13 protein-coding genes are annotated in these 20,809 nt (G+C 70.7%); all 13 read right to left on the minus strand.

Features of this window, described 5'->3' with window-relative positions; translation table 11 throughout:
* Positions 1–1,265, minus strand: a 1,265-nt coding sequence (glgA, locus tag VEC03_RS14095; protein WP_324916194.1) for a glycogen synthase GlgA, incomplete at its 3' end; no start/stop codon positions are given.
* Positions 1,262–6,301, minus strand: coding sequence for a malto-oligosyltrehalose synthase (locus VEC03_RS14100; protein ID WP_324916197.1), 5,040 nt, complete (start codon positions 6,299–6,301; stop codon positions 1,262–1,264). The genes VEC03_RS14100 and glgA, both read right to left, overlap by 4 nt.
* The gene (treZ, locus tag VEC03_RS14105; RefSeq protein WP_324916200.1) at positions 6,298–8,154 is read right to left on the minus strand and encodes a malto-oligosyltrehalose trehalohydrolase; all 1,857 of its coding nucleotides are present in this window, start codon (positions 8,152–8,154) and stop codon (positions 6,298–6,300) included. The genes VEC03_RS14100 and treZ overlap by 4 nt, the downstream gene beginning before the upstream one ends.
* The gene (gene glgX, locus VEC03_RS14110; RefSeq protein WP_324916203.1) at positions 8,151–10,307 is read right to left on the minus strand and encodes a glycogen debranching protein GlgX; all 2,157 of its coding nucleotides are present in this window, start codon (positions 10,305–10,307) and stop codon (positions 8,151–8,153) included. The genes treZ and glgX overlap by 4 nt, the downstream gene beginning before the upstream one ends.
* Positions 10,304–11,587: a glucose-1-phosphate adenylyltransferase gene (locus VEC03_RS14115; RefSeq protein ID WP_324916206.1), complete on the minus strand. Its 1,284-nt coding sequence runs from the start codon at positions 11,585–11,587 to the stop codon at positions 10,304–10,306. The genes glgX and VEC03_RS14115 overlap by 4 nt, the downstream gene beginning before the upstream one ends.
* Entirely contained in the window at positions 11,584–13,524 is a 1,941-nt protein-coding gene (glgB, locus tag VEC03_RS14120; RefSeq protein WP_324916209.1) for a 1,4-alpha-glucan branching protein GlgB, read from the minus strand. The genes VEC03_RS14115 and glgB overlap by 4 nt, the downstream gene beginning before the upstream one ends.
* Positions 13,525–13,706: 182 nt before the next feature.
* Entirely contained in the window at positions 13,707–14,420 is a 714-nt protein-coding gene (locus VEC03_RS14125) for an ABC transporter ATP-binding protein (protein WP_324916212.1), read from the minus strand.
* An 85-nt stretch (positions 14,421–14,505) separates the two neighbouring features.
* Complete coding sequence (locus VEC03_RS14130) at positions 14,506–15,258, minus strand: ABC transporter ATP-binding protein (RefSeq protein ID WP_324916215.1); 753 nt, start codon at positions 15,256–15,258, stop codon at positions 14,506–14,508.
* On the minus strand, positions 15,251–16,279 hold the full coding sequence (locus VEC03_RS14135) for a branched-chain amino acid ABC transporter permease (protein WP_324916218.1): 1,029 nt from the start codon (positions 16,277–16,279) through the stop codon (positions 15,251–15,253). The genes VEC03_RS14130 and VEC03_RS14135 overlap by 8 nt, the downstream gene beginning before the upstream one ends.
* Positions 16,276–17,139 carry a branched-chain amino acid ABC transporter permease gene (locus VEC03_RS14140; protein ID WP_324916221.1) on the minus strand — a complete coding sequence of 288 codons (864 nt, stop codon included), beginning with the start codon at positions 17,137–17,139 and terminating at the stop codon, positions 16,276–16,278. Before VEC03_RS14140 ends, VEC03_RS14135 begins: the two co-directional genes overlap by 4 nt.
* Before the next feature lie 188 nt (positions 17,140–17,327).
* Positions 17,328–18,521 (minus strand): ABC transporter substrate-binding protein, encoded by a 1,194-nt coding sequence (locus VEC03_RS14145; protein WP_324916224.1) that lies wholly within the window; start codon positions 18,519–18,521, stop codon positions 17,328–17,330.
* 117 nt (positions 18,522–18,638) lie between these two features.
* A complete protein-coding gene (locus VEC03_RS14150; RefSeq protein WP_324916227.1) occupies positions 18,639–20,210 on the minus strand; it encodes a benzoate-CoA ligase family protein in 1,572 nt (523 codons plus the stop codon).
* 102 nt (positions 20,211–20,312) lie between these two features.
* Entirely contained in the window at positions 20,313–20,783 is a 471-nt protein-coding gene (locus tag VEC03_RS14155; protein ID WP_324916230.1) for a flavodoxin domain-containing protein, read from the minus strand.
* Between the last annotated feature and the right edge of the window lie 26 nt (positions 20,784–20,809).

Below are 20,809 nucleotides of genomic sequence, written 5' to 3' on the forward strand. Positions count from 1 at the left end.
TCGGCGGGGTCCAGCGTCGCGTCCAGCACCGAATCCACCAGTCCGCCGGTGCCGTTCACCAGCGGCGGCGTGCCGTAGGCCTGGCTGTACATCTGGTTCAGCCCGCAGGGCTCGAATCGCGAGGGCATCAGGAAGCAGTCGGCTCCGGCCTCGATCAGGTGGGCCAGCGGTTCGTCGAAGCCCAGCGTGACGCTCATGGCCCGCGGCGCCCGGGCCGCCACTTCCACCAGTTGCTGCTGCAGGGCCGCGTCGCCGCTGCCCAGCACCACCAGTTGGCCGCCCGCCTGCAGCAGCGCTTGCAGGCCGCCCAGCACCAGGTCGATGCCCTTCTGGGCCGTGAGCCGGCTCACCAGGCCGAACAGCATGGCGTTCGGATCGGGCGACAGCCCGCACTGCGCCTGCAGCGTGGCCTTGTTGCGCGCCTTGCCCGACAGGTCCTCGGCGCTGTAGCGGTAGGGCAGCAGCGCATCGCGGGCCGGGTTCCACACGCCGGTGTCGATGCCGTTCAGGATGCCGGTGAGGCGGTCGGCGCGGCTGCGCAGCACGCCATCCAGGCCGGCGCCGAAGGCGGGCGTCCGGATCTCGCTGGCATAGCTCGGGCTCACGGTGGTGATCGCCTCGGCGAACTGCAGGCCGGCCTTGAGCATCGACAGCTGGCCCCAGAACTCGACCCCGTCGATGTCGCGCCAGTGCGCCGGAATGCCCAGCAGGTCCGCCTGCGCCATGGGGAACACGCCCTGGAAGGCGATGTTGTGGATGGTGACGACGGCAGCCGCCACCGGCACATGCGCGTTCAGCTCGCGCGCCTGCGCCAGGTACAGCGGGGCGAGGGCACAGGGCCAGTCGTTGGCGTGCACCACGTCGGCCTGCCAGCCCTCGATCGGGCTGGCGCTGGTACCGAGCATCGCGGCCACCCGGCTGAGGAAGCCGAAGCGCAGCACGTTGTCGGGATAGTCGTGGCCGCCCGAGTCGACGTAGGGCCCGCCGGCCCGCTGGTAAAGCGACGGGCAGGCCAGCAGCAGCAGCGTGACGCCGTTGTCCGCCCGCACGGGCAGCAGTTGCGCGGCCGGCCAGTGGCCGCTGGCCGGCAGGTCGATGCCGTCGCCGAGTTCGCCGCTGACCTTCATGCCACGGTAGGCCGGCAGCAGCACCCGCACGTCGTGGCCGAGCGCGGCCAGTGCCGCCGGCAATGCGCCGCTCACGTCGCCCAGGCCGCCGGTCTTGACGTAGGGCGCGCATTCGGGCGTGGCAAAGAGCACGTTCATGCGGAGTCCTTTCCGGCCCGGGCCACCAGCACGGCAAAGGGCAGGCCGGCCGCGCCGGCGAAGACTGCTTCCAGCGGCGGCAGGCCGCCGTCGCCGCTGCCCTCGACCTCGGTCCCCGTCAGCGCGTCGCGCCATCGGGTCGTGGCCGCCAGCGTAGCGGGTTCGGGCGCGCGCAGGTCGGTGCCGCGCCACAGTGCCGGCGTCCAGCGCGAGGCGTCGTTGCCGCACAGGCTGCACGCGAGCCGCGCCGCGACCACCAGCACGACCTCGCCCTGGTGCGTCCGCGCGAAGGCGACCACGTGCTCGCCGGCGGGACCGTCGGCCGTCAGCGGCACGTAGGCCCCGTCGCGGAACAGGGCCGGGCGTTGCCGGCGCAGCTGCAGCAGCCGCCAGGTGACCAGCTGCTTGATCCGGCCATCGGCCATGTCCGCCTGCAGTTCGGCCCACAGCGACGCCGACGGGATGCCGCCCGGGCACTGCGCCTGCAGCTGCGCCAGCGAGCGGGCCAGCGCGCCGAAGTCCACCGGCCGCCGGTTGTCCGGGTCCACCAGGCTGAAGTTCCATTGCTCGCAGCCCTGGTAGATGTCCGGCACGCCCGGTGCGGTGAGCTTGAGCGCGAGCTGCGCCAGGCTGTTGCGAAAGCCCCAGGGCGCGATGCGGGCGGTGAAGCGCTGCAGGTCCTCGGCGAAGGGGTGGGGCCCCGGGCGCAGCACGGCGTCCACGTAGCGCGCCAGCGCGTCCTCGTAGGGCGCGTCCGGCGCCAGCCAGCTGGTGTGCTGTTTGGCCTCGCGCACCGCCTTGCGCAGGTAGGCCTGCACGCGCTCGCGCAAGGCCTCGCGCTCCTGCGCGTGCGGCTCCCGCGCCGGCCACAGGCCGACCAGGGTCTGGAACAGCAGCCAGATGTCGTTGCGGGCGGGCGCCGGCCCAGCGTCCGTGTCGCTGGCGAAGCGTTCGGCCCAGGCGGCCCAGCGGTTGACGGCCTCGAGCCAGGTGTGCGGCTGCTCGGACAGCACGGCGATGCGCGCGCGCAGGTCCTCGCCGCGCTTGCTGTCGTGGGTGGAGGTGGCGAGCAGGCAGTGCGGCCGGTAGCGGACGCGCGCCTGGTTGGCCGCGTGGAAGGCGGCGACGGACACGCCGTAGCCGGCCGGATCGCCGCCCACCTCGTTGAGCGAGACCAGCCGCAGGTAGCGGTAGAAGGCGGTGTCCTCCACCGCCTTGGCCATCACCGGCGCGGTGAACTGCTGCCAGCGGGCCAGCAGGCGCGCGCGCTGTTCGTCCGGCACGCCGGCGGCTTCGCCTTCGCCCAGCAGCACTTCGCGCACGTGGTCCAGCACCGCGGCCTCGGAGCCGCCCAGGCGCCGCCGCGCGGCGGCGACGGCCCAGTCGAGGTGGCGCCGGTCGGCGGCGCTGGGCGGCTCGCCCACCCGCAGGTAGGTCCGGTAGACCGGGAAGCCGGCCGCGATCTCGGCCAGCGCCAGCCGCAGCCGGTTGCGCGTGAAGTCGCAGCGGCGGCGGTTCGCCCGCGTGATCCGGTAGACCGCCTCCACCAGCCAGTTCAGTTCCGAGAACAGGGCGCTGCCGATGATCAGCCGCTTGCACTGGTAGGCGATCTCGGCGAAATCCTCGCGCACGCCGGTGAAGGCCCGGTAACCCTGGTCCAGCGCCTCGATGCGGCCGGCGTCCACGAACAGGCCGTTGGCCAGCGCGGCGAAGCGGTAGCCGGTGTCGCCGTGCACCGGCCAGTGGTGCGACAGCGGCTCGTGCCCGGCCAGGATCTTCTCGATCACCAGGTAGAGCGCCCGCGGCTCGCGCCCGGCCACTTCCGCCTGCCGGGCATGGCGCGCCTGCAGCCGCTCGAAGTACTGCTGCGGGTCCGACAGCCCGTCCGGATGGTCGATGCGCAGCGCGTCCAGGTGGCCGTCCTGCAGCCATTGCAGCACCCGCGCATGGGTGGCCTCGAACACCTCGGGGCGTTCCATGCGCAGCGCCGCCAGGGTGTTGACGTCGAAGAAGCGGCGGTAGTTGACGTCGTCGCTCGCCACGTGCCAGTCGGCCAGCCGCCAGGCCTGCCGGGCGGCCAGGCGGTCGAGCAGGTCGAAGCTGGCGGCGTCGCCCGGTGTGCCGTTGAAGCGCTGCACGCAGGCGGCGATCCACTGCGCCAGCCAGTCGTTGCGGGCGACCAGCCGGGCCAGGTTGCGCTGGTAGATGGCGGCATCGCGAACGCGCGCGCGCCGCTGGTCGTCGTCCGTGCTGTCGCGCGGCGGCAGGCGCTCGAAGGAGGCGAGCAGGGACGCGACCACCGCGTGGCTGTCGCTCTCGGCCTCGTCCTGCGCCGGTGGCGGGGGCAGCACGGCGAAGATGTCCGGGTAGGTACCGGGATCGATCGGGAAGCGGTGCTCCCAGTAGCGCAGCTCGAAGGTGCCGGTGGGGGCCGCGAAGTGCAGCCGCAGCTCGCCGGCCTCCAGCACCCGGCCGTAATGGTCGTCCAGCACCGGCAGCAGCACGCGGCCGTGCATCTCCGGGGCCGCCGGCGCCCATTCGATGTCGAAGGTCTGCGCATGGGCCGAGGCCTGGCCGTGCTCCAGCACCTCCAGCCACCACGCGTTGTCGGCCGCCAGCACGCCCATGTGGTTGGGCACCAGGTCCAGCATCTGCCCCATGCCGTGCCGGCGCAGGGCGTGGCACAGGCGCTCGAAATCGGCCTCGTCGCCCACCTCCGGGTTGAGCGCGCGGTGGTCGACGATGTCGTAGCCGTGGGTGCTGCCCGGCCGCGCGCGCAGGAAGGGCGAGCTGTACAGGTGGCTGATCCCGAGCGCGTGCAGGTAGGGGACGGCCTCGGCCACGTCGGCGAAGCGGCAGCCTTCGTGGAACTGCACCCGGTAGGTGGCTTCGGGGATGCACGCGGTCTCCAGTGCCGGCAGCTCGTTCGTGCCCGTTTCGGGCTGCGGCCCGCTGCGCTCGGCCCGCATGGCGGCAGCGACGGCGGCGAAGCGCTCGTCGCTGGCCAGGTCGTCGACGGCGAGGTCGAGCTTGCGTCGCCAGTTGGGGCAGCGCTCCTCGGTGGTGCCGGGGACGTTGACCTGCAGCCGTTGGCCGGCGACGTCGTCGAGCTGGACGCCGGCCAGCCAGCAGGGCGTGCGCGCCAGCCAGCCGTGGACGGCGGCGACGAACTCCGGCGTGGTGTCCGGGATCGAGGTCGGCTGCACGCTGGCATCGGCGGGCAGCAGCCGTTCGTGTTCCAGCGCCAGCAGCAGCCGGGCGCGGTCCTGCGCGCGGTCGAGGACGGCGCGCTCGCGCATCGCGTCGTCGGCATAGAGCCCGAGCTGGGCCAGCAGCTCCAGGTCCTCGCCCAGCCAGAAGCCGCGCAGGGTCGGCAGGTCGTGCGTGCTGGCCACGGCCAGCGCCTGCCGCGGCCAGTCGGCCGGCGGGCGGAAGCCGCCCTCGGGCGTGCGCTCAAACAGCAGCGGCCGGTACGACAGCAGGCCGCGCTCGCGCATCGCCTCGCGCATCTCGGGCGCGACGTTGCCCAGGTCCTCGCCGATCACCAGGCAGCGGTGGCGGTGGCTCTCCAGTGCGAGGATGCCCAGCAGGTCCTGCAGCGGGTAGCGCACGTAGGTGCCGCCCGCGCCGCCGATCCAGAACAGGCGCATCAGGGCCATCACGTGGTCCAGCCGCAGCGCGCCGCTGTGCCGCATGTTGGCGCGCAGGACTTCGATGAAGGGCGCGTAGCAAGCGTCACGCAATTGCACCGGGCTCATGGGCGGCAGCCCCCAGTTCTGGCCCTGGGTGTTCAGCGGGTCCGGCGGCGCGCCCACCTCCATGCCCCCTGCGTACAGCGTGGGCCGTGCCCAGGTCTCCGCGCCGCCCGGATTGGCGCCGACGGCGAGGTCGCAATACAGCCCCAGGCCCATGCCGCGGGCACGCGCATGCCGCTGCACGGATTCGAGCTGCAGCTCGGCCAACCACTGCAGCCAGAAGCGGTACCGGATGGCCGACGCGTGGGTGCGGCGGAATTCGCGCACCGCCTCGCCCTGCGGATCCCGGAAGCGATCGGGCCAGGCGGGCCAGCCCCAGGCGGCCGGGTCGCCGGCCTGCAGGTGGGCCTGCAGCGCCTCGAACAGCGCGTGCTGCCCCAGGGTGTGTTCACGCTCCTGCATGAAGCGCGAGAAGGCCTGCCCGCGCGGCCCCGATGCCAGCTCGTGCTGCTCGAAGTGGCGCCACAGCAGGGCGAGCATCTCCTCCTTCGCCGCGGCCACGCCCGCGTAGTCGACCAGCTCGGTCGCCCGCAGGCGCCGCAGCCGGTCCTGGAAGGCTTCGTCGTGCAGCTTGCGCAGCGCCTCCTCGCAGCCGGAGGCCTCGGTCAGGGCCGTCACGTCCAGGTAGATCGGGTTGAGTGCGCTGCGGCTGGAGGGGCTGTACGGGCTGGCCGCTTCCGGCCGTTGCGGGAACAGCGCGTGCAGCGGCGAAAGGCCGACGAAGGACGCGCCGTGGCGCGCGGCCGTCTCCACCAGCCGGCGCAGGTCGCCGAAGTCCCCTATGCCCCAGTTGCGGCCGGAGCGCAGCGCGTAGAGCTGCACCGTGCAGCCCCACCAGCGCTCGCCCTCGAGCAGGGCGGCCGGCGCCCAGCAGCGGTGCGGGGCGACCACCAGCAGGCAACGCTCGCCGGCGAGGGTGAGGTCCCAGTAGCCGGCCGGCAGGTCGGGAGGCAGGGCGACGAGGTGCCGGCCGCCTTCGCTCGAGACCTCGCCGCTGCGCCCGGCGCCGGAGGAGGGATCCTGGGGCGAGAGCTGCCAGCGAGCGGCGAGGTGCGGGCCCGTCCACTCGATGCGGATCGGCTCGCCTTCCAGTGCCACATGCACCGGCGGCAAGCCGGCGGCCTCGGCCGGTTCCGATCCGTCCGCGCCCATGCCGGCCAGGGCCTGGGCCAGCACCTCGTCGGGCACGGATTGCTCCTCGCCCCAGAAGCTGGTGTAGCGCAGCGCGATGCCGAACTGCTCGGCCCTACGGGCGAGGTCCGCGTCGGGAGCAGGCGTCATTGGGTGATCTCGGGTCCCAACCGCCAGCACGCGGACCAGGCCGGCCAGGTGCCGGCGGGCGTGTCCGCGGGCCAGCCGTGCCGGAACACGTCCTGCGCCTCGACCGGGCCCGGCCGGGTCGCGGGCACTTGCAAGGACGCCGGGCCGAGGTTGATGTCGAGCGCCAGCACCTGCCCGTCCTCGTAGCGCCACTGCACCGACAGGCCGGTGGCCCCGACGCGCTGGGCGGTGTGCTGCCCCGTGAGCAGCTGGCCTTGCCGCGGGACGATCCACTGGCGGCGCGCCGCCAGCGCGTCGCGCACCATCGCACGCCAGCGCCGGGCGGCTGCGCTGTCCAGCTCCTCGGGCGTGGGTCGGCTGGCCTCGAAGGTGGCCTCGCTGCAGGGGTCCGGCAGCGGCACCCGGCGGCCGTCCTCGATGCGTGCGACATGGCCGAACTCGCGCCGGCGGCCTTCCTGCACGGCCTTCCTCAGCTCCCCGTCCCAGTCGGCGAAGTACAGCCAGGGCCGCGTGCTGCCCGACTCCTCGCCCAGGAACAGCAGCGGCACCGCCGGGGTCAACAGCGCCAGCAGGGTGGCCAGCGGCGCGGCCTCGGGTCCGGCCAGCGCCGCCAGCCGCTCGCCGAACGCCCGGTTGCCGGCCTGGTCGTGGTTGTGCGCGAAGTTGACCATCGTCGACAGCGGCTGCGGCGGCGCCGGCCGCGGGTTCTCGCGGGCGCCGCCCGGCTTGCGCGGGCTGTCCTCGAACAGCAGGCCGTGGGTGAGCGCGCGACCCAGCAGGTCGAGCGGCGCCTCGCCCGCAGCCGCCGCGTAGTCGCGGTAGTAGCCGCCGCTCTCGCCGGTCAGCACCACGTGCAGCGCGTGATGGAAATCGTCGTTCCACTGCCCGTCGTAGCAGCCGGCCCGGGGCCGGGCCGAGAGGCGCTGGTGGTGGTTGTCCTCGTTCTCCAGCACCAGGTGCACGTGCCGCCCGGGCGTGGCGGCGCGCACCCGGGCCGACAGCTCCTGCAGGATGTGCGGCGCGCCGTCGTCGCGGATCGCATGCACGGCGTCCAGTCGCAGCCCGTCGAAGCGGTATTCGACCAGCCAGAAGAGGGCGTTCTCGACGAAGAACTGCCGCACCGGCCGGCTGTGCGGTCCGTCGAAATTGATGGCCGCCCCCCACGGGCTGCTGCGGGTGCTGGAGAAGAAGCCGGGCGCGTAGCGGGGCAGGTAGTTGCCGTCCGGGCCGAAATGGTTGTAGACCACGTCCAGCAGCACCGACAGGCCCAGCCGGTGCGCCTGCTGGATGAAGCGCTTGAGGTCCTCCGGCGTGCCGTAGGGGGCATGCGGCGCGAACGGCAGCACGCCGTCGTAGCCCCATCCGAAGCGGCCCGGAAAGGCCGCCAGCGGCATCAGTTCGATCGCGGTGATGCCCAGCGCGGCCAGCTCCGGCAGGCGGGCCTGGGCGGCCGCGAAGGTGCCTTCGGGCGTGAAGGCACCCACGTGGAGTTCGTACAACACGGTCTCGTGCCAGGGCCGTCCCCGCCAGTCCTCGTCCCACTCGAAGGCCAGCGGGTCCACGACGGCGCTGGGCTGGTGCACGCCGTGCGGGTTGTGGCGCGAGGCCGGGTCGGGGACCAGCAGGCCGTCGTCGATGCACCAGTGGTACAGGGTTCCCGCCGTGGCCCCCGGCACGCGGCAGGCCCACCAGCCCTCGGCATCGCGGCGGGCGGGCAGCAGCCGGGGTTCGGTGCCGATGCCCTCGTACAAGGCCAATCGCGCCTGCTGCGCTGCCGGCGCCCACAGGAGGAAGTCGGCGCCGCCGGACTCGAGCAGGCTGGCGCCGAAGCGCATCGCATGCAGGCTCCTCATCGCGGCGGCCCCTCGACCAGCACGGCCATCGCATGGGGCTCCAGTTCGACGCGGGCCAGTGGCTCGACGCGCTCGGCCTCGTCCGGCGAGAAGTGGCCCTGGCCGGTGTCCACGCGCACCCGCCACTCCGCCAAACCCGCGATCTCGGGCAGCGTGAAGACCACCGCTTCGTACGAGGCGTTGAACAGCAGCAGCACGCTGGGGCTGGCGCGGCCGTCCACCGGCGAGAAGCGCCCGTCGAACAAGGCCGCGATGCAGCGCACCGCCGGGTTGGTCCATTCCTCCTCGGTCATGGGCAGGCCCCAGACGCTGTACCAGGCGAGCTCGCGTCGGTCCATCTCGTCGGGTTCGCCGCTCGGGAAGCGGTTCTCGCGCAGCACCGGCAGTTCGCGCCGCAACGCCACCAGCCCCCGCGTGAAATCGATCAGCGGATCCTGGCGGCGGGCCTCGCTCCAGTCGAACCAGCTCACCGGGTTGTCCTGGCAGTAGGCGTTGTTGTTGCCGCCCTGGGTGCGGCTCATCTCGTCGCCACCGAGCAGCAGCGGCACGCCGCGCGAACAGAACAGGGTGGCGAGGAAATTGCGCTTGCGCCGCTCGCGCAGGGCCAGAACCTCCTCGTCGTCGGTCTCGCCCTCCACGCCGGAGTTCCAGGAGCGGTTGTGGCTCTCGCCGTCGCGGTTGTCCTCGGCGTTGGCCTCGTTGTGCTTCTCGTTGTAGGCCACGAGGTCGGCCAGCGTGAAGCCGTCGTGCACGGTCACCAGGTTGATGCTGGCGTCCGGCAGGCGGTGCGAAGGCGCGTAGATGTCCGCGGAGCCCGCCAGCCGGGCTGCGAACTCCTGCACCGCGCCGTCGGTCCCGCGCCAGAAGTCGCGCACGGCATCCCGGTAGCGCCCGTTCCACTCCGACCAGCCGGCCGGGAAACCGCCGACCTGGAAGCCGTTGTCGCCGATGTCCCAGGGCTCGGCGACCAGCTTGGCCTGCCGCAGCACCGGATCCTGCGCCACGGCCGCCAGGAAGGGCGAGCGGTGGTCGAAGTCATAGGCGCCGTTGCGCGCGATCGCCGGCGCGAGGTCGAAGCGGAAGCCGTCGACGTGCATCTCCTGGTACCAGTAGCGCAGGCTGTCCATCAGCAGCCGCAGCGTGGCCGGGTGGCTGGCGTCCAGCGTGTTGCCGGTGCCGGTGACGTCGTCGTAGTAGCGACGGTCCTCGGCCAGCCGGTAGTAGGCCGGGTTGTCGATGCCCTTGAGGAACAGCGTGGGCCCGAGGTGGTTGCCCTCGCAGCTGTGGTTGTAGACCACGTCCAGGATCACCTCCAGCCCGGCGGCGTGCAGTGCCTTGACCATGCGCTTGAAGTCGTCCGGGTCGCCGCCGGCGCAGTAGCGCGGCTCGGGCGCGAAGAAGGCGACGGTGTTGTAGCCCCAGTAGTTGGCCAGCCCCAGGTCGATCAGCCGTCGCTCGTCGTTGAAGGCGTGCACCGGGAGCAGCTCGATGGCGGTCACCCCCAGGCGCTTGAAGTGGGCGATGGCCGGTTCGCTGGCCAGCCCGGCGAAGGTGCCGCGCAGGCCCGGCGGCACCTCGTCCATCAGCTGGGTGAAGCCGCGCACGTGCACCTCGTAGAACACGGTGTCGGCCATGGCGGTGCCTGGGCGCCGGTCCTCGCCCCAGTCGAAGGCGGGGTCCAGCACCACGCACTTGGCGGCGCCGGCGGCGTTGTCGACAGTGTCCATGGCGAGGTCGCGCGCCGGGCCGCCCAGGGTGTAGGCGTACTGCCAGGCGCCGCCCCGCAACGGGCGGTCCAGCGCCTTGGCATAGGGATCCAGCAGCAGCTTGTTCGGGTTGCAACGCAGCCCCTGCTGCGGCTGGTAGGGGCCGTGCACCCGCAGCCCGTAGCGGCTGCCGGCGGGCAGCCGCGGCACCAGGCCGTGCCAGATGTCGCCGGTGCGGCAGGGCAGGGCGACGTGGCGCAGCTCGCGCGTGCCGGTGCGGTCGAACAGGCAGACCTCGACCTTGTCGGCCACGCTGGAGTGGACGGCGAAATTGACGCCCTGGGCGTCCAGGGTGGCGCCGAGCGGCCAGGGCCGGCCCGGCTCGCAGCGGTCCGGCAGCTGCGCTTCGGTCGGGGTGGTGGGGGCGGCGGCGGCCGCCACCCTCATGCAACCACCTCCAGGCGGCGCTTGCCGGCGATGGCGGTGCCGCGCTGCGCGCTCGCGCGCCGCATGCCGGCGCGGAAGTAGCCGGCCGGGACCACGACGATCCCGTTCTCGCTGACGGGGAAGCGGCGCTGGTCCTGCTCCAGGTCCACGCCGATGCGCTCGCCGGGCGGCACGTCGTTGTCCTGGTCGATGATGGCGCGCCGGACCTGGGCCCCTCGCCCGATGCGCGAACCCTCCATCACGATGCAGTGCTCCAGGTGCGCGTCGCGGTCGACCAGCACCGAGCGCCGCAGCATGGCGTGGTCCAGCGTGGCGCCGTCCACGATGCTGCCGGAGCCGACGATGGAGCGGTGGATCACGCCGTTCTCGATCTGTGCCGATTCCGCCTCGTCGGGGCTGGCGTAGATCGGCCAGCGCGCATTGCTCATGCGGAAGCGTGGCGCCGCGCCCAGGGTGTCGAAGTGGGCGTCGTAGTAGGCGTCTATGGTGCCCACGTCGCGCCAGTACGCGTGCTCCTCGTAGGGTTCGATGCCGGGGATGTGGTTGGTGTCGAAGTCGTAGGCTACCAGCTTGTGGCTGCCGACCATGGCCGGCAGGATGTGCTTGCCGAAGTCGCTGGTCCCGTTCTCGTGCATGCGGCGCAGCTGGCGCAGCAGCACGTCGGTGTCGAAGATGTAGTTGCCCATGGAGGCCAGCGCGTGGGTGCGGCTGCCCGGCATGGGGTCGGTGGTGGCGGGCTTCTCGATGAAGGCCGTGATGCGGTTGGAGTCGTCGATGCCGACGATGCCGAACTGGCTGCACTGGGTCAGCGGCACCGGCACGGTGGCCACGCTGGCGTGCGCCCCGGTCTGGACGTGGAAGTCGATCATCTGCCGCACATCCATGCGGTAGACGTGGTCGGCCCCGAACACGGCCACCAGGTCGGGCTTCATGCTCTCGATCAGGTGGATGTTCTGGTACACGGCGTCGGCCGTGCCCTGGAACCACTCGGGGCCGTTGCGCATCTGCGGCGGCACGCAGGTGATGAAGTGCTGCGGCATGAAGCGCGCCATGGCCCAGGTCTGGCGGACGTGCTCGATCAGCGACTGCGACTTGTACTGCACCAGCAGGTAGGTCGACCAGATCTCCGAGTTGACCAGGTTGGACAGCACGAAGTCGACGAGCCGGTGCTTGCCGTTGAAGGGCACGGCCGGCTTGCATCGGTTGGCCGTCAGCGGGTGCAGGCGCGAGCCTTCGCCGCCGGCCATGACGAAGGCCAGCACGTTGCGGTGGGCGGTCATCGCTTGTCTCCAGGAGGGATGGCGCCCGGCGGCGGCGCGTCGCCGACGAGCACCAGGGTGGCCAGGGGTGGGAGGGTGAGGGTGGCACTGGCGGGCAGGCCCGCCAGTGGTTCGTCGGCCGCGGCGATGCGTCCGAGGTTGCCCATGCCGCTTCCGCCGTACCAGGCCGCGTCGCTGTTGAGCAGCTCGCGCCAGGGGCCGGCATGGGGTAGTCCCAGCCGCACCCCGTGGCGCGGCTCGGGTGTCAGGTTGCACAGGGCGACCACCGGCGGGTCGCCGGCGCCGCCCCGGCGCACGAAGGCCAGCACGGTCTGCGGTTCCGGCGTGTCCACCGGCAGCCAGTCGAAGCCTTCCGGATGGAAGTCGTTCACGTGCAGCGCGGGCAGGCGCCGGTAGGCCTGGTTCAGGTCGCCCACCCAGCGGGCCACGCCGGCGTGCAGCGGCCGCGCCCACAGGTGCCAGTCGAGCGTGCGCTCGTGGTGCCATTCCTGCAGCTGGCCGAACTCGCCGCCCATGAAGAGCAGCTTCTTGCCGGGGTGCGTCCACATCAGGCCGTACAGCACGCGCAGGCCGGCGAAGCGCTGCCACTCGTCGCCGGGCTGGCGCCCGAGCAGGCTGCCCTTGCCGTAGACCACCTCGTCGTGCGACAGCGGCAGCACGAAGTTCTCGTTGAAGGCGTAGATCGAGGAGAAGCGGATGTCGTCGCCGTGCCAGCGCCGGAAGAAATGCGGCCGCTGCAGGTAGCGCAGCGTGTCGTTCATCCAGCCCATGTTCCACTTCATGCCGAAGCCCAGTCCGCCGTGGTGCACCGGGCGCGACACGCCCGGCCAGGCGGTGGACTCCTCGGCAATCATGTGCACGTCCGGGAAGGCGGCATAGACGGTGCTGTTGAGGTCCTGCAGGAAGCGCACCGCCTCCAGGTTCTGGTTGCCGCCCTGCGGGTTGGGAATCCACTGGCCCGGTTCGCGCGCGAAATCCAGGTACAGCATGGACGCGACCGCGTCGACGCGCAGGCCGTCGAAGTGGTATTTCTCCAGCCAGAACAGGGCGTTGCTGATGAGGAAGTCGCGGACCTCGTAGCGGCCGTAGTTGAAGATCAGGCTGTTCCACTGCGGGTGGTAGCCCATGCGCGGATCGGCGTGCTCGTACAGCTCGGTGCCGTCGAAGCGGGCCAGCGCATGCCAGTCCGAGGGGAAGTGGGAACCGACCCAGTCCAGGATCACGCCTATGCCCTGCTGGTGCAGCGTGTCCACCATCACCATCAGGTCCTGCGGCGTGCCGTAGCGCGCGGTGGGCGCGAAGTAGCCGGTGGTCTGGTAGCCCCAGGAGCCATAGAACGGGTGCTCCGCAATGGGCATCAGCTCCACGTGGGTGAAGCCCATGGTGCGGCAGTGGGAGGCCAGGCGCACGGCGAGGTCGCGGTAGTTCAGGACCCGTCCGTCCTCCTCGCGCTGCCAGGAGCCCAGGTGCACCTCGTAGATCGAGATCGGCTGCCGGTGCGACTGGCGCTGTCCGCGCTGCGCCATCCACTCGCGGTCGCCCCACTCGTGCGACAGGTCCCAGACCTGGGAGGCCGTGCCGGGCGGGTGTTCGCAGCGGAAGGCATAGGGATCGGCCTTGTCCATCCACTCGCCGTAGGCGCCCTGGATGCGGTACTTGTAGCAGGCGCCAGGGCGGACGCCTTCGATGCGCCCGTGCCACAGGCCGCTGCCGTCCTCCAGCTTCTGCAACGGCTCCGCGTGCCAGCCGTTGAACGATCCGGCCACGCCGACGCTGCGTGCGTTCGGCGCCCAGACGGTGAAGCGCGTGCCGGTGCCGTCCGGATGGGCACCCATGACCTCGAACTGGCGGTGGTGGTGGCTGGGGCGGATGGGGCCCCGCTGGACGTCCGGAACGGGGGAGGCGACTGCGCCGGATGGGGTGGAGCGGCTCGTCATGTTCCGTAACTTGCGTGTGCAAAAAATTCTGCTGCACGCGACAAGGCAAGCATGAAGGAAGCGCGGGCGAAATGCCGTAGGTGCGCACCTACAGTCCCGCGGCGACGGGCGCCGACACCGGCAGGTGCACGCTGGCCCACACGGGCAATGGAAGAATCGCCGCGCTGCGGCGGCGGGTGGGCTTACACGCCCAGGTGCTGCGTCAGCAGGTCGGGCTGGGCGCGCAACTCATCGGAGCTGCCGCTGAACACGACGGCGCCTTTGACGAGGATGAGGTTGCGGTTGGTGAGCTGGGTGACGTGCTTCCAGTTCTTGTCCACGATCACGGTGGAGATGCCGGTCTCGCGGATCAGCCCGCAGATGCGCCAGATCTCGCGCGCGATCAGCGGCGCCAGACCTTCGGTGGCTTCGTCGAGGATGAGCACGTCGGGGTTGGTCATCAGCGCCCGGCCTATGGTCAGCATCTGCTGCTCGCCGCCCGACAGCTGCTGCCCGCCGTGCGAGAGCCGCTCGGCCAGGCGCGGGAAGGTCTCCAGCACGCGCTCGTAGGTCCAGTCGCGCTGGCCGCGGGTGCCGGGGCGCGCCGCCATCTTCAGGTTCTCGACGACGCTCAGGTTGCCGAAGATGCCGCGGCCCTCGGGCACGTAGGCCACGCCCAGCTGCGCGATCTCGTAGGGTGCGCAACCGGTCATGTCGCGGCCGGCGACCCGGACGGTGCCCTGGCGCGGTTTGACCAGGCCCATCAGGGTCTTGAGCAGCGTGCTCTTGCCCATGCCGTTGCGGCCCATCAGCCCGATGGTCTCGCCGCGCGCGACCTGGAAGTCCACGCCGCGCAGGATGTGGCTCTGGCCGTAGTAGGTGTGCAGGCCGCGGGCGTCGATGAGGAGTTCGGCCATCAGTCAAGCCTCCGCAGGGCCGCCCCATGGAGGCTTCCGCCCCCTCGGGGGGCAGCGCAGTGCACGAAGTGCCAAGCGTGGGGGCTCACAGTTCCTCCTCGCCCAGGTAGGCGGCCTGCACGCCCGCGTCGCCGCGGACCTGCTCGGGGGTGCCGCTGGCGATCACCTGGCCGTTGACCATGACGGTGAGCTGCTCGGCCAGCGCGAAGACGGCGTCCATGTCGTGCTCCACCAGCATGATGGCGTGGGCCTGCTTGAGGCGCTGCAGCAGCTCCACCATGCGCTCGGCCTCGGAGGTCCCCATGCCGGCCAGCGGCTCGTCGAGCAGCAGCACCTGCGGTGCGGTGGCCAGGGTCATGGCAATTTCCAGCTGGCGCTGCTCGCCGTGGCTGATGGTGCCGGCAACCGCGTTGCGGCGCTCCGCCAGGCCAGCCAGTTCGATGGCCCGCTCGGCCTGCTCGTTGGTGGCCTTGAAGGAGGTGGCGCGGCGCAGCCAGCGCAGCGGGTGCTGCGCGCGCGACTGCGCGGCCAGGCGCACGTTCTCCCACACGGTGAAGGGCAGGAAGATGTTGGTCTTCTGGTAGCTGCGTCCCAGCCCGGCCCGCGAGATGCGCTCGGGGCTGCGCCCCGTGACCTCGGCCTCGCGCAGGTGGATGCTGCCGGTGGTGGGCGGCAGGTCGCCCGAGAGCAGGTTGGTCAGGGTGGACTTGCCGGCGCCGTTGGGGCCGATCACCGCATGGATGGCGCCGCGCCACAGGTCGAGCGACACGTCGTGCACCGCCGCCAGCCCGCCGAAGCGCTTGGTCAGGTTCCTCGCCGAGAGCAGGACTTCAGGCATCGCCGGCTCCTGGCTTGCGGCGCAGGATGCGTTCGACCGCGCCGAGCAGGCCGCGCGGCGCGAACGCCACCACGAGCACGATGAACAGGCCCATCCACAGCTGCCAGTGCTTGCCGACCCGGAAGTCGCCGATGTCGGGCAGGTCCTTGAACAGGTGCAGCAGGTACTCGAAGGCGAAGGCGCCGATGATGGCGCCGGCGAAATTGCCCATGCCGCCCAGGATCACCATCATGATGGCGTGCGCGCTCATGTGGAAACCCATCAGCTCGGGGTTCACGAAACCGGTCTGCGCGCCCCACAGGTAGCCCGCCAGGCCGGCCAGCGCGCCGGCCAGCGTGAAGGCCGCCAGCTTGTAGCCGAAGGTGCCGTAGCCGAGCGCGCGCATGCGGTGCTCGTTCACGCGGATGCCGGCCAGCACGCGGCCGAAGGGGCTCCAGAGCAGCCGGCGCAGGAAGGCATAGACGAGCACCAGGCAAGCGAGCGTGAAGAAGTAGAAGACCTTCCTGTCCTCCAGGTCGAACAGGCCGGCGTCGGGCTTGAAGTTGATGTACATGCCGTCGGAGCCGCCCAGGCGCAGCGAGGTGCCCAGGACCTCCAGGTCCTTGTTGTCGAACACCAGGTAGAACAGCATCTGGGCGAACGCCATCGTCACCATGATGAAGTAGATGCCCCGGGTGCGAACCACGAAGAAGCCGATCACCAGCGCGAACAGGCCGGAGGCGAGCAGCGCCACCGGCAGCGTCCACCACAGGCTCACGGCGGCGCTGTCGGAGGACACCATGGACAGCATGTAGCCGCCGACCCCGAAGAAGGCGGCATGGCCCAGCGAGACCAGCCCGGTGACGCCCTGCAGCAGGTCCAGGCTCATGGCGAAGATCGCCAGGATCATCATCCGGGCCACCATGGAGGCGTAGAAGTCGCTGCCGACGAAGGGGAACGCGGCCAGCGCGATGAAGCCGAGCGCCAGCAGCACCTGCAGGCTGCGGGGAAGGACTTCGAGGTGGGATTGAGCGGCGCTCATTGCTTGAACAGGCCTTCCGGCTTCCACAGCAGCACGGCTGCCATCAGGATGTAGACCAGCATGCCGGCCACCTGGGGCAGCAGCACCTTGCCGAAGGTGTCGACGGCGCCGACCATCAGCGCGGCGATCAGCGCGCCGCGCACCGAGCCGATGCCGCCGATCACCACCACCACGAAGCACATGATCAGCACCTGCGAGCCCATGTTCGGGTACACGCTGGAGATCGGCGCGGCGATCATGCCGGCGATGGTGGCCAGGCCCACGCCGAGCGCGAACACGATGGCGTGGATGCGCTTGATGTTGATGCCCAGCGCCTCGGTCATGTCGTGGTTGAAGGCGCCGGCCCGGATCTTCATGCCCAGCCGGGTCCTGGAGATCAGGAAGTACAGCCCGAGCGCCAGCACGATGCACAGGCCGGACATGAACAGGCGGTACACCGGGTAGGACAGGTTGTCGGTCAGCGGGATCGAGGCGGCCAGCGCCGACGGGATGGGCACGCCGTGCACGTCGTCGCCCCAGAAGATGGAGCGGGCTTCCTCGAATACGTAGATCAGGCCGAAGGTGAGCAGCACCTGGTCGAGGTGGTCGCGGTGGTAGAAGTGGCGGAACAGCAGGCGCTCCAGCACCAGCCCGAACGCCACCGCCAGCACCGAGCCGAGTGCAATGGCCAGCGTCAGGCTGCCGAAGCTGGAGGACAGCCACCAGGCGAGGTAGGCGCCCAGCATGTAGAAGCTGCCGTGGGCCAGGTTGACCACGCCCATGATCCCGAAGATCAGCGTCAGGCCGGCGGCCAGCATGAACAGCAACAGCCCGTACTGGACGCTGTTGAGCAACTGGAGCAGGAAGGTGGAGAAGTCCAAGGGGGCTAAAGCTAGGGGCTGGGGGACCGGGCGCGCAGCATCGACGCACACGCGCCTTCGAGCGCGCGCATTGTCGCGCGGAAAGGATCAGCTCATGCGAGGGGCGAGAAAAAGGGCCGGGGGCAGTTTCCCTAACCCCAGGCCCTGGTTCCGAGCCCCTCGCGCGCGACGTGCGCGCAGTGCGAGCGTCAGGCGTTGGCCATCTTGCAGCCGGCGCCCGAGTCGGCCAGCGCCTTGGCGGCGATGCCGACCACCTTGTTCTCGCCCTTCTCGACGCGGCGCAGGTAGATGTCCTGGACCGGGTTGTGGGCCTTGCTCATGGTCCACTTGCCGCGCGGGCTGTCGATGGTCTGGGTCTCCAGCGCCTTGTACAGCGCCTGCTTGTTGCCGATGTCGCCCTTGACGGCTTCCATGCCCTGGGCCAGCAGCAGGCCGGTGTCGTAGCCCTGCACGGCGTACACGTCCGGCTGCAGCTTGAAGGTGGTGGCGAAGGCCTTGCGGAACTGGTGGTTGCGCGGGGTGTCCAGCGAGTCGCTGTAGTGCATCGTGGTCATGATGCCCTCGGCAGCCGGGCCGGCGGCATCGAGCACGCCTTCGGTCAGGAAGCCCGAGCCCCACAGCGGGATCTTGCCCTTCAGGCCCGCGGCGGCGTAGTCGCGGATGAACTTGGCGGCACCGCCGCCGGCGAAGAAGCAGGCCACGGCATCCGGGTTGAGCGAGGCGATCTCGGTCAGCAGCGCCTGGAACTCCACGTTCGGGAAGGGCAGGCCCAGTTCCTTGACGATGGTGCCGCCGGCCTTGGTGTAGCTCTCCTTGAAGCCCTCGAAGGCATCGTCGCCGGCCGCGTACTTCCAGGTGATCCAGACCGCCTTCTTCAGGCCCTTGTCGACCATGGGCTTGCCCAGGGCGAGCGTCGGCTGGCTGTTGGTGAAGGAGGTGCGGAACACGTTGGGCGCGCACAGGCCGCGGGTGGCGGCGTGGACGCCGGCGTTGGGGATGAGGCTGAGCACGCCGGACTCGCGCGCGACGCGATGGATGCCCATCTGCACGCCGGAGTGCACGGTGCCGATCAGCACGTCGACCTTGTCACGCTGCACCAGGCGCTGCGCGTTCTCCACGCCCTTGGACGGCTCGGACTCGTCGTCGACCTTGAACCACTCGATCTCGCGTCCGCCGAGCTTGCCGCCCTTCTCGTTGATGGCCATGCGCACGCCGTTCTCGATGTTCACGCCGAGCTGTGCGTAGGTGCCGGTGTAGGGCAGCATGAAGCCCACGCGCACGCGGTTGGACTGCGCGCGCACGATCTGCGGCAGCAGCAGGCCGACGGAAGCGGCGCCGACGACGGCGGCGCTGCGGGTGAGGACGAGGCGGCGAGTGGTCATTCGTGGGTCTCCATTTAGTTGAGGTCTAAAGCAATTTGTACCGCAGGGCGCGGCGAGGGCGCACCAAGATTTACCCCTAGGGAAAGGCCCGGCGCAGGGCGCGGACCTTGTCCTTTGTCACTGGCCCAACTGGCGCAGCTTGAACCGCTGGATCTTGCCGGTTGCCGTCTTGGGCAGCTCGGTCACGAACTCCACCCAGCGCGGGTACTTGTAGGGGGCGAGCTGGCCCTTCACGTGCTGCTGCAGCGCGGCGGCGTCCACCTGCTGCCCGGCCTTGAGCACCACGTAGGCCTTGGGCTTGACCAGCTGGTCGCTGTCGGCGACGCCGATCACCGCGGCCTCGAGCACCGCCGGGTGCGTCATCAACGAAGCCTCGACCTCGAACGGCGAGACGTAGATGCCGCCCACCTTGAGCATGTCGTCGCTGCGCCCGCCGTAGGTGTAGTAGCCGTCGGCGTCACAGGTGTACTTGTCGCCGCTGCGCGTCCACTCGCCGCAGAAGGTGGCCTTGGTCTTGCTGCGGTTGTTCCAGTACATCAGGGCCGCGCTCGGGCCGCTGATCTGCAACTCGCCGATCTCGCCGACGCCGCAGACCTGGCCGTCGTCGCCGACGATGCGCACCTCGTACCCCGGCACCGGCTTGCCGGTGGTGCCGTAGCGGACCTCGCCGGGGCGGTTGGACAGGAAGATGTGCAGCATCTCGGTGGAACCGATGCCGTCCAGGATCTCGCAGCCGTACTCGGCGTTCCAGCGCTTGCCGATCTCCGCCGGCAGCGCCTCGCCGGCGCTGGTGCACATGCGCAGGTTCAGTTCCTTGCGCGCCGGACGCGCCGGCTCCGCCAGCAGCGCGGCGTATAGCGTCGGCACGCCGTAGAAGATGGTCGGCTGGTATTTCTTCAGCACGCCGAACACATCGCCCGGCGTCGGCCGCGAGGGCAGCAGCACCGTGGTGGCGCCCACGCTCATGGGGAAGGTGAGGGCGTTGCCCAGTCCGTAGGCGAAGAACAGCTTGGCGGCCGAATAGACCACGTCGTCCTCGCGGATGCCGAGCACGGCGCGGCCATACAGCTCGGCGGTCTGGATCAGGTGGCTGTGCAGGTGGACCGTGCCCTTGGGCGTGCCGGTGGACCCGCTGGAGTAGAGCCAGAAGCAGGCGTCGTCGGCACAGGTGGCCTCGACCTTGGGTTCGGGCGAGCCGGCGGCCACCATGCCGGCGACCGTGTCGGGGCCTTCGGTGCCGGCCTGGATCACCATCTTGAGCGCCGGCGCCTTGCCGATGACGGGGTCGAAGGTGGCCGCCAGCGGCTTGGAGACGAACAGCGCGCGGGCCCGCGAATCGCGCAGCATGAACTCGAAGTCGGGCCCGGTCAGCAGGGTGTTGGCGGCGATGGGCACCACGCCGGCCAGCATGCAGCCGAGGAACACCACCGGCCATTCCGGCGTGTCCAGCATGGCCATCAGCACGCGGTCTTCGGGCCGCAGGCCACGGTCGCGAAGCGCATTGGCGAAGCGGTGCGCCTGTTCGGTGAGCTGGCCGTAGGTCAGCATGGCCCCGGTGGCCGCGTCGATGAACGCGGGCTTCGCGGCGCGCGACGCATTGCGCGCCAGCAGGTCGTACGCGGCGTTGTAGTCGCGCGGGATGTCCACCCGGGGCGGGTGGGTGCCGTGGTCGGCGTGGCTCATGTGCATGGCCTGGTCTCCTCGTTGTTCGTAGGCCCTCGCCGGTCGGGCCGGTGGGGGCTGCTACATAGCGATGGTCGCGCGATGCGTGCGCCCCGTCATTAATTCAGTTCAAGCCGCGGCCTTTTCAGGGGCCAGCGCCTGCGCCAGCCACTGGCGGCACCACGCGGTGCCTTCTTCCTCCGGCATGGTTCCCGCGCTGGCGTCATGGAGAAAGACCTCGCCGATGCGCTGGGCGCCCAGGCCCTGCAGGCGCTCGTCGAACTTCTTGCCGCCGAAGCAGAAGGTCTGCTGGTAGGTGCGGTCGCCCAGGGCGATCACGCCGTAGCGTACGTGGCCCAGGTACTTGGGGGTGCTGTCCAGCGACTCGTAGAGAGCGCGGGCGTTGTCCGGGACATCGCCCGAGCCGTAGGTTGAGCTGCAGATGAGGTATAGCGCATCTTCATCGAAGGCGGAGATGTCCAGCCCGTCCATCAGCACGACCTCGATCTCCTCGATCAGGTCCGCGCAGTCCATCTGGATCGCCTGGGCCACATAGTCGGCGGTGCTGGTCATGGTGCCGACGAGGATCTTCAGCTTCATAGGTGACTTCCTTGAATTGACATGAA

Source organism: Ramlibacter sp., from assembly GCF_035627355.1.
Classification (GTDB): domain Bacteria; phylum Pseudomonadota; class Gammaproteobacteria; order Burkholderiales; family Burkholderiaceae_C; genus Ramlibacter.